7 protein-coding genes are annotated in these 9,056 nt (G+C 52.5%); 2 read left to right on the plus strand and 5 right to left on the minus strand.

What is annotated here, in order from left to right:
• The coding region (gene uvrA, locus ACPGUT_RS15195) for an excinuclease ABC subunit UvrA (protein ID WP_423992817.1) at positions 1-2,060 on the minus strand (2,060 nt) is incomplete at its 3' end.
• A gap of 192 nt (positions 2,061-2,252) precedes the next feature.
• On the opposite strand from uvrA, the gene ACPGUT_RS15200 reads away from it, so the two are divergent.
• Both ACPGUT_RS15200 and ACPGUT_RS15205 read left to right on the plus strand, forming a co-directional pair.
• Positions 2,253-2,615 (plus strand): rhodanese-like domain-containing protein, encoded by a 363-nt coding sequence (locus ACPGUT_RS15200; RefSeq protein ID WP_423992818.1) that lies wholly within the window; start codon positions 2,253-2,255, stop codon positions 2,613-2,615.
• Positions 2,616-3,007: 392 nt separating this feature from the next.
• Positions 3,008-4,078 (plus strand): Hint domain-containing protein, encoded by a 1,071-nt coding sequence (locus ACPGUT_RS15205; protein WP_423992820.1) that lies wholly within the window; start codon positions 3,008-3,010, stop codon positions 4,076-4,078.
• Between the two features lie 96 nt (positions 4,079-4,174).
• Here the strand turns inward: ACPGUT_RS15205 and lpdA are convergent, their stop codons facing one another.
• The 4 genes from lpdA to queA form a co-directional block, all read right to left on the minus strand.
• The gene (gene lpdA / locus ACPGUT_RS15210; RefSeq protein ID WP_423992822.1) at positions 4,175-5,581 is read right to left on the minus strand and encodes a dihydrolipoyl dehydrogenase; all 1,407 of its coding nucleotides are present in this window, start codon (positions 5,579-5,581) and stop codon (positions 4,175-4,177) included.
• 147 nt (positions 5,582-5,728) lie between these two features.
• Positions 5,729-6,301, minus strand: coding sequence for a DUF924 family protein (locus ACPGUT_RS15215; protein ID WP_423992824.1), 573 nt, complete (start codon positions 6,299-6,301; stop codon positions 5,729-5,731).
• Between the two features lie 172 nt (positions 6,302-6,473).
• Positions 6,474-7,739 (minus strand): MFS transporter, encoded by a 1,266-nt coding sequence (locus tag ACPGUT_RS15220; RefSeq protein WP_423992825.1) that lies wholly within the window; start codon positions 7,737-7,739, stop codon positions 6,474-6,476.
• A 135-nt stretch (positions 7,740-7,874) separates the two neighbouring features.
• Complete coding sequence (queA, locus tag ACPGUT_RS15225) at positions 7,875-8,948, minus strand: tRNA preQ1(34) S-adenosylmethionine ribosyltransferase-isomerase QueA (RefSeq protein WP_423992827.1); 1,074 nt, start codon at positions 8,946-8,948, stop codon at positions 7,875-7,877.
• Positions 8,949-9,056: the final 108 nt, after the last annotated feature.

The raw sequence follows: 9,056 nt of genomic DNA on the forward strand, positions 1-9,056 counted from the left end.
AGGCCTTTGATGCTTTCACAAGGCGCAGGCGTCTGACGTGCGCCGTTCAGCTGCATGCTGGCTGTCTTAAACAAAGTTTCGATCGTCAGGGTCGATTTGCCACCGCCGGACACACCGGTGACACAGGTAAATTTGCCCAGCGGAAAGTCTGCCGTCACCTTTTTCAAGTTGTTGCCTGTGGCCTTTTTCACGGTGATTTTTTTGCCATTCCCCTTGCGACGTTCACCAGGTACGGCAATCTCGCGAATGCCCGTAAGATATTGACCTGTCACAGAAACTGGGTCAGCGCAGATTTCGGCGGGGGTGCCTTTCGCAACGATTTCGCCGCCATGCACACCGGCGCCCGGGCCGATATCAAAGACATAATCCGCCTCGCGGATCGCTTCTTCGTCATGTTCCACAACAATCACCGTATTGCCCTGATCACGCAGGTTCTTGAGCGTGGTCAACAGGCGGCCATTGTCACGTTGGTGCAGACCGATTGAAGGTTCATCCAGCACATATAGAACACCGGTCAAACCTGAACCAATTTGGCTGGCCAAGCGAATACGTTGGCTTTCACCACCGGACAAAGTACCCGAATTACGCGACAGCGACAGGTATTCAAGGCCCACATTGTTCAAAAACCCCAGCCGTTCACGGATCTCTTTGACAATCGCCTTGGCAATCTCTGCCTTTTGCTTGCTTAGCACATCTGGCACGTTGGAAATCCATTCCAGCGCTTCGCGGATCGACATCTGAACCACCTGCCCCACGTGCAGAAGTTCGTCAGAACTGCCGATCTTCACCGCTAGGGCTTCGTCTTTTAGACGATACCCTTCGCAGGCCTCACAGGATCTGTTGTTCTGATAGCGTTCAAATTCTTCGCGGATGTAATTGCTGTCGGTTTCTCGGTAGCGGCGTTCCATGTTTGGAACCACCCCTTCGAAACTGCGTGAAATTTCATAAACCCGGCCAGAATCATCATAGCGGAACGGAATTTCATCGCCGTTTGACCCATATAGGAAAACCTGTTGGATATGTTTCGGCAGATCTTTCCAGGGCGTTTTCGGATCAAATTCGTAGTGCTTAGCAATCGCCTCAATCGTTTGCAGAAAATAGGGCGATTTGCCCTTTCGCCAAGGCGCAATCGCCCCGTCAGACAAACGCAACGACTGATCCGGCACCATCAGGCGTTCATCAAAGAACAGTTCCACCCCAAGGCCATCGCATTCTGGGCACGCCCCAAAGGGCGCGTTGAAAGAAAACAGACGCGGTTCAATCTCAGGGATGGTGAAACCGCTTTCCGGGCAGGCGAAATTTTCACTGAAGGTAAACCGTTCCGGATCGCCTTCCTTTGGCGCGGTTTCGAGGACCGCAATCCCATCCGCCAGATCAAGCGCCGTGCGAAAACTGTCAGCCAGACGCGTTTCCATGCCTTCACGCACAACGATCCGGTCGACAACGACATCGATATCATGGCGAAATTTCTTATCAAGCGTGGGTGGTTCATCCAGCTCATAGAACTCGCCATCCACCTTCACACGCTGAAAGCCTTGTTTGCGAAGTTCCTGAAATTCCTTCTTATATTCGCCCTTACGATCCCGGATGATCGGGGCCAAAAGATACCCACGAAGCCCCTCTTCCATACCCATGACACGGTCAACCATGTCCTGTACCTGCTGGGCCTCAATCGGCTTGCCAGTAGCGGGGGAGTAAGGCGTGCCTGCACGGGCGAACAGCAGGCGTAGATAGTCGTAAATCTCGGTCACGGTGCCCACGGTGGACCGCGGGTTTTTTGACGTGGTCTTCTGTTCAATCGAAATCGCAGGCGACAGGCCCGAGATGTGATCAACGTCGGGTTTTTCCATCATATCAAGGAATTGACGCGCATAGGCAGACAGGCTTTCGACATAGCGTCGCTGCCCTTCGGCATAGATCGTATCAAACGCGAGGCTTGATTTACCTGATCCGGACAGGCCTGTGATGACCACCAGTTCATCGCGCGGAATATCCACATCAATGGACTTCAGGTTATGTTCCCGCGCACCGCGTACTTCGATCTTCTTCAACTCGGCCATATCCGCCCCCGTAATGTCAGAAACAGAGATAGGGTATTCCCCCCGCCGCGCCAAGGATAAAGTTAGAACTAAAAGTGAACAAACATATGACTACTGACATAAGCACATCTCATGGTGACATTATCACTGTGTGGCCTTCGCCCCTGTCCGATACAGGCCAGGTCATCCGTACCCCAAAAAAGGATCCTTGGTTTGTTTAACTTTCTAAAAGCCATCAGCGCAGGTAAAATCGACACAACAGAGGCGATGACCCGCATCAAAGCAGGCACATTAACCCTGATCGACATCCGGGACCAGGCCGAGCTGCGCAACAGTGGCATGGCCAGTGCGGCACTTCATATCCCCATGCAATCATTGCCAGAAAAAGCGGATCCAGCAAAGAAATCCTGTGTGTCCGGGCTATGTTTTGACACGCCTGTCGCGCTGTATTGTGCTTCTGGCGCACGGTCCGGCATGGCGGCACAGACCCTGCGCAATATGGGCTATAAAGAGGTGCATAATTTCGGAAGCCTTGCCGATTGGAAACGTGCCGGTGGCGGGCTTAGAACCCTTTAAAGAACATGAACGGGCATTGCAGACGGGTGCTTTTGATCGCTCCCGTCCGGATCGGTGGGATGTGCAGCGGGGCGCCGCAGCATTTATATCCCTATCCCACGCCAAACTTCATCTGATTTCAAGATAATCTCTAACTTTCTCAACCGCAAATCAAGTCATAATAAGCCGCCACAACCTGATGGTATCAAAGGCACGTAATAAGTATGACATGTTAAACATCTTCCAGCACCAACACGATCGACCCGAATTCAGAGCGAACTGATGGCCCGCATGACCGCCCAGTTCTGATCTCTGCCTCACTTCAATTCCTCACAAAACTGTTCTGATACAGACGATCTGCGTTCAACGAACGCAGCCCAATAGACGTGTCAGAAATTCCATTAGGACAAGACATGCCTACAATTCAAACAATTTACCTTGGAAAACTGTCCATCATCGACCCCACAGAGGGCAGTTCAACTGGCGTCAACGAAAATGCATCGGCGCTGTTGGGAACCCATGGCAGTGCTGCGACCCCATTGAGCGACAACATAGTCACAGTGGACATACTTGGGAACAACCCGCCCCTGTTGACCACGGATCATAACCCCAGCTTCATTGCCAGTTCCAGTATCAAATTTGATCCGGGCAGTGGCAACCTAACCCGCACAGTCGACGCCATTCAAACATATCGCCTCACCGTCAAATTTTCTGATGGAACAAGCAGCAGCTCTCTGAACCTACAGCTTTTTCAGACCACTGACGGCCATACATTTATTGCGGCCCGGGAAACACTGCAAAATGTGTTCGAGAATAAATCGATCCAATCCGTAAGCATTAATTCCGTCCCCGGAACCACGTCTCGCACCTTGGGTATAAGCCAATATGACGGCACCAATTTTGTCTGCTTCGCGGAAGGCACATACATTATGACTGACAAGGGCGAAGTTCCCGTCGAGAAGCTGGGACCCCGTGATAGAGTATTCACAGTAGATCACGGCCACCAAGAAATCATTTGGTCCGGCCAGTCTACGGTATCAGGGTTAACGAACAATATGCCCTACGCGATCCCAAAGGGATTTCTTGGCGCAAAAAGAGATCTTCTTGTCTCGCCTCAACACCGTATTTTTTTGAAAACCGGTAATTCACCGAATACCGAAGAAATATTCGTTTCCGCAAAGCACCTAGCAGAATTCCACTCAATCAGGCCACGGCCGACACCAGAGGTTACGTATTACCACATACTTACAAAACAACATGATATTCTGATTGCAAACGGGGTTCGGGCCGAGAGTCTTTATCCAGGGAAAATGTCCCTTCGCTTCCTAGGCACCGATCAGGTGCAGGCCATCGAAATGTCTCTGCAGGAGCGAAAGCGGAGCATTACAACATACGGTCCACTTGCCCGACGTCACGTCCGCGGTCGGGAACTCAAAAAGCTGCTTGAGCAAGGAAATCAAAATTATCTTCGCAGGGCTGGATAACCCCATAATTCCTTTGCCATCATCAATGGCAAAGAAGCACAAACCCCGGAAACTTTAAAAATTTCCGGGGTGTTTTCTTTGTAAGAAAACAGAGCCTCACATGTGAATGGCACGGCCATAGGCATCCAGCACGCTTTCGTGCATCATCTCTGACAGGGTTGGGTGTGGGAAAACGGTGTGCATCAGGTCTTCTTCGGTGGTCTCAAGTTGGCGTCCGATGACATAGCCTTGGATCATTTCGGTCACTTCCGCACCCACCATATGCGCGCCTAAAAGTTCGCCGGTTTTGGCGTCAAACACGGTTTTCACCATGCCTTCGGGTTCGCCAAGCGCGATGGCCTTCCCATTGCCAACAAAGGGAAAACGTCCAACCTTAACATCAAAACCAAGTTCTTTTGCCTTGGCCTCAGAATAACCAACCGACGCCACCTGCGGGTGACAATAGGTGCAGCCAGCGATGCTTTCCGGACGCACGGCATGCACTTTCTGACCTGCAATTTTTTCAGCAACCATCACACCTTCATGGCTGGCCTTATGCGCAAGCCAAGGGGCGCCCGCGATGTCACCAATTGCGTACAGCCCGGGCACGCCGGTTTCACAATATTCGTTAACGACCACATGGGTGCGGTCTATTTTCACGCCCAGTTCTTCCAAGCCAAGCCCTTCGACATTGCCGACGATCCCAACGGCGGAAATCACAGTGTCAAATTCTTGCTTTTCAACCTTGCCACCCACTTCGATATGGGCCGTGACCTTGTCAGCCGCGCGATCAAGCTGTTTGACCATGGCCTTTTCCATGATCTTCATGCCTTGTTTCACGAATTGTTTCTTCGCAAAGGCTGAAATTTCAGCATCTTCCACGGGCAATACACGGTCCATGACTTCCACAACCGTTGTGTCAGCCCCCAAAGTGTTAAAGAAGCTGGCAAATTCAATGCCAATCGCGCCGGATCCAATCACCAGCAGTTTCTTTGGCATATGCGGCGGGTTCAGCGCGTCTTTATAGGTCCAGACGCGTTTGCTGTCCGCTTCCAGCCCTGGAAGTTCGCGGGCACGTGCGCCCGTCGCCAGAATAATATCCTTGGCCTTCAGCAGCTGAACACCTTTGTCGGTGGTGACGCTGACTTCCCCCTGACGGGCAACTTTCGCTGTGCCCATCACCACATCAATCTTGTTCTTTTTCATCAGATGACCGATGCCACCAGACAATTGCGCCGCAACACCACGGGAACGTTTCACAACCTTATCAAGGTCATAACCGATTTCACCCGCAGACAGGCCGTAATCGCCCGCATGTTTCATCAGGTGAAACACCTCAGCTGAACGCAACAGCGCCTTGGTCGGAATACAGCCCCAGTTCAGGCAGATCCCACCCAAATGTTCACGTTCAACGATGGCAACTTTTTTACCCAACTGCGCTGCACGGATCGCAGCGACATAGCCCCCGGGGCCAGCGCCAACGACAACAACATCATAAGTGGTTTGAGCAGATTTTGCAGACATGGGGAGACTCCGGCAGGAAAATTATAGTTTGACGTTAAACTACTTTTCATTCTGTTTCAATATACCCCGTATGTCAGACCATAACAAAACAGAAACCGCCCCTGTTTCCAGAGACGGTTTTCAAAAATTCACAGGGTTTGAACGGGATCAGACCCGCACAGCATCCACGGCGGCGCTGTAACCACCGTCTGCGATAAACGCAGCTTCCGGTGTGGTCATCGACCGGTCCAACACATCATTGCGATAAGGGAAACGGCCGAAACGGCGGATCACTTCGCGATGCGCTTTGGCGTGCAGAAGATTGCCCTCGCCCGCCTGTGGCATCCGTGTCAACATCAGCCGCACACAGCGTTCCTGATCTGACAGGCATTCAGAATGCATCAGGGGCATGTAAAAGAACTGACGCTGGGGTTCGTCAACGCGTTTGTCCCAGCCCTTATCAATGGCTTTGTTCGCCACTTTCCGTGCCAGAGAATCAGTCGAAAACGCCTTACCCGTCCCACGGAACATATTGCGCGGGAATTGGTCCAGCAGGATCAGAAGCGCAAGCGTGCTGTCCGGTTTACTGGTCCATTCGCAAAGCTTGCCATCGCGGCCCGCTTCCCACATCGTTTCAAATCTATCGCGGATTTCGGCGTCAAGCGCCTCACCACCCATATACCAGTCGCTTGGCTTCTTCTCTGTCAGCCAGAACGACAGAACCTCTTCTGGGGTATGCATCCGGACCCTCCTCCATACGCATTTCACCTACTCACTACACCAGTGAGCGTTACAAAAGTTTTACACAGATACAATGGGAAACCAGCTTATCTGCGCCAAATAGTTGCCTGTATGCGACGAATGTGTCGACGTTAGCGCCAACAGTTATGCTGGCGCTATACTTTTAACTATTTCAGGCGTTGGCTTCTTCTTCTGCGGCCTCTTCCTGGGCCTCGATAAAGACTTCTTGCGCGACTTCAACGGCAACGGCTGTCGCGGATTGAAGAACCGGCGTCCAGGTGCCGCTGTCTTCGACACTGACCGTTGGGCGCTGTGTCATACGATACATGGCATATCCAGCAAGGAACGCCATCAGAACACCGATATAAACATAGAACCCTTCCGGCCCAAACACCTGCATGGTCCAACCGGTGACAACCGGGCCGGCAATCGCGCCAAGACCGTTTGCAAACACCAGACCACCGGAGGCCGCCGCCATATCTTCCGGATCAAGAAAGTCATTGGTGTGTGCAATCGCCAGACCATAAAGCGGGTTTGACATGCCACCGATGATGAATGCGGCAACCAGCAGCAATTCAAACTGGCCGCCCGCAAAGAAGCCGATGAATGTTCCGATCAGGCCCAAGGCGGATACAATGCCAATCAGCTGTCGGCGATCCATACGGTCCGAAATCCAGCCGATCGGATATTGCAGCACCATTGCACCGATATACAGGGTCGACACGAAGATCGACAATTCCCCCACGCTCATGCCGGCCTGGGTTGCGTATACCGCGCCCATACCGAACTGGGCCGCAAAAATTGCCCCCAAAACGGCCACTGACACACAGCCAAGTGGCGAACGCTGAAACAGCTCTTTCACGGACATGGCTTTTGCCGTTTCAAAAGCAGGTGTTGGGCTGATCGACAGCAGAATTGGCGCAAATGAGATCGAAACCAGAACGGATGAAATCACGAACAACGTGTATCCGTTTGTATCCGCAAGGTTCAAAATACCCTGTGCCGATACAATACCAATCATCTGAACGATCAGATAAAGCGACAGGGATTTACCCCGGTTTTCGTTGGAGGACGCGTTGTTTAGCCAGCTTTCCGCCGTCACATACACGCCAGAAAAACAGAACCCGATGATGACCCGGCCAATGGTCCAGGCCACAGGGTTTGTCATGGTGGGATAAAGGATCAGAACCGCAGAAATAAAGGATGCAAGTGCCGCAAATACGCGCACATGCCCCACGCGCCGGATCATATCCGGTGCCATACGTGATCCTCCCAAGAACCCCAAGAAGTAACCTGACATGATGATCGACAGTGAAAATGTTGAGAAATTATTCTCTGTCCCGACCACACCCAAAAGCGAGCCCTGCAGCCCGTTCCCAACCATCAGCAGACCCATACCCAAAAGAAGCGCCCAGGAGCTTTTCAGAACGTCAAACATCGCAATTCCTTAATGATCAACCCCGAGGGCTGGTGTATTTTTTCCGACCGATACACCCGCACTGGATATGAAACCGTGCAGGAACGACCAATTATAGTCGCCTTCGGGCATTTTGTCGCATTTGGTGAAATTTACTTAGCCTGCAGGCAAAAGCAAGGAACTGTCGCCGTAGGAGAAAAAGCGATAGCCATCGCCGATGGCATGATCATAGATCCGCTTCATTTCATCCACGCCCATAAGGGCTGACACCAGCATCATCAGGGTGGATTTTGGCAAGTGGAAGTTGGTCATCAGCCCATCCGCGACTTTGAATTGAAAGCCCGGGGTGATGAAAATATCAGTTTCATCGCAGAAGGGTGCAATGGCGCCGCTGTCACGTGCTGCCGATTCAATCAAACGCAGGGCCGTGGTGCCCACCGGGATCACCCGGCCACCGGCGGCCTGCGTTGCAGCGATTTCGCCAGCAGCTTGTTCCGACACTTCGCCCCATTCCGCATGCATCTTATGGTCACGCACATCGTCCACCTTCACCGGCAGAAATGTTCCCGCCCCCACGTGCAAGGTGACATGCGTGAACTCCACGCCAATTTTTGCCAACTGATCCAAAAGCACCTGGTCGAAATGCAGGCTGGCAGTTGGGGCTGCGACAGCGCCGGAGTTCTTCGCAAACACGGTCTGATAATCTGTGTTGTCCTGATCATCTGCTGCGCGTTTCGCCGCAATATAAGGCGGCAGAGGCATATTCCCTGCCTTTTGCAAAGCCACATCAAACGCATCGCCCGTGGTGTTGAATTCCAGCAAGGCGGCGCCATCATCCCGGCCGGTGACACGGGCTTTGAACCCATCCCCGAATTCAATTTCTTCGCCATCTTTCACCTTGCGCAGAGGTTTCAAAAGTGCGCGCCAGCCGCCGGGCATTTGGCCCAGTGGCTCCAGCAATGTCACCTCGATTTTTGAGCTGACCCGCCCCTGGGCACTGTCGCGAAATCGCTGGCCGGACAGGCGTGCAGGAATAACCTTGGTGTCGTTCAGAACCAGTCGATCCCCGGGACGTAGAAATTGGCCCAGATTATGCACATGATGATCCGCAAGTGTCATTGCGCCACCCTGCCCCTGCGCCAATAACAGGCGCGAGGCCGTACGTGGCACCGCAGGGCGCGTTGCGATCAGTTCTTCAGGTAAGTCGAAATCAAAGTCAGAAAGTTTCATATGCGTCATGTGCGATATTCGGTGGGGTCTGGCAAGATGGAATGAAAAACTGTGCCGGTTTTCCGGTTTTCCGGTTTTCCGGTTTTCCGGTTTTCCGGTTTTCCGGTT

Origin of the sequence: Halocynthiibacter sp. (assembly GCF_049608145.1) — a bacterium.
In the GTDB taxonomy this organism is placed as follows: Bacteria; Pseudomonadota; Alphaproteobacteria; order Rhodobacterales; family Rhodobacteraceae; genus Halocynthiibacter.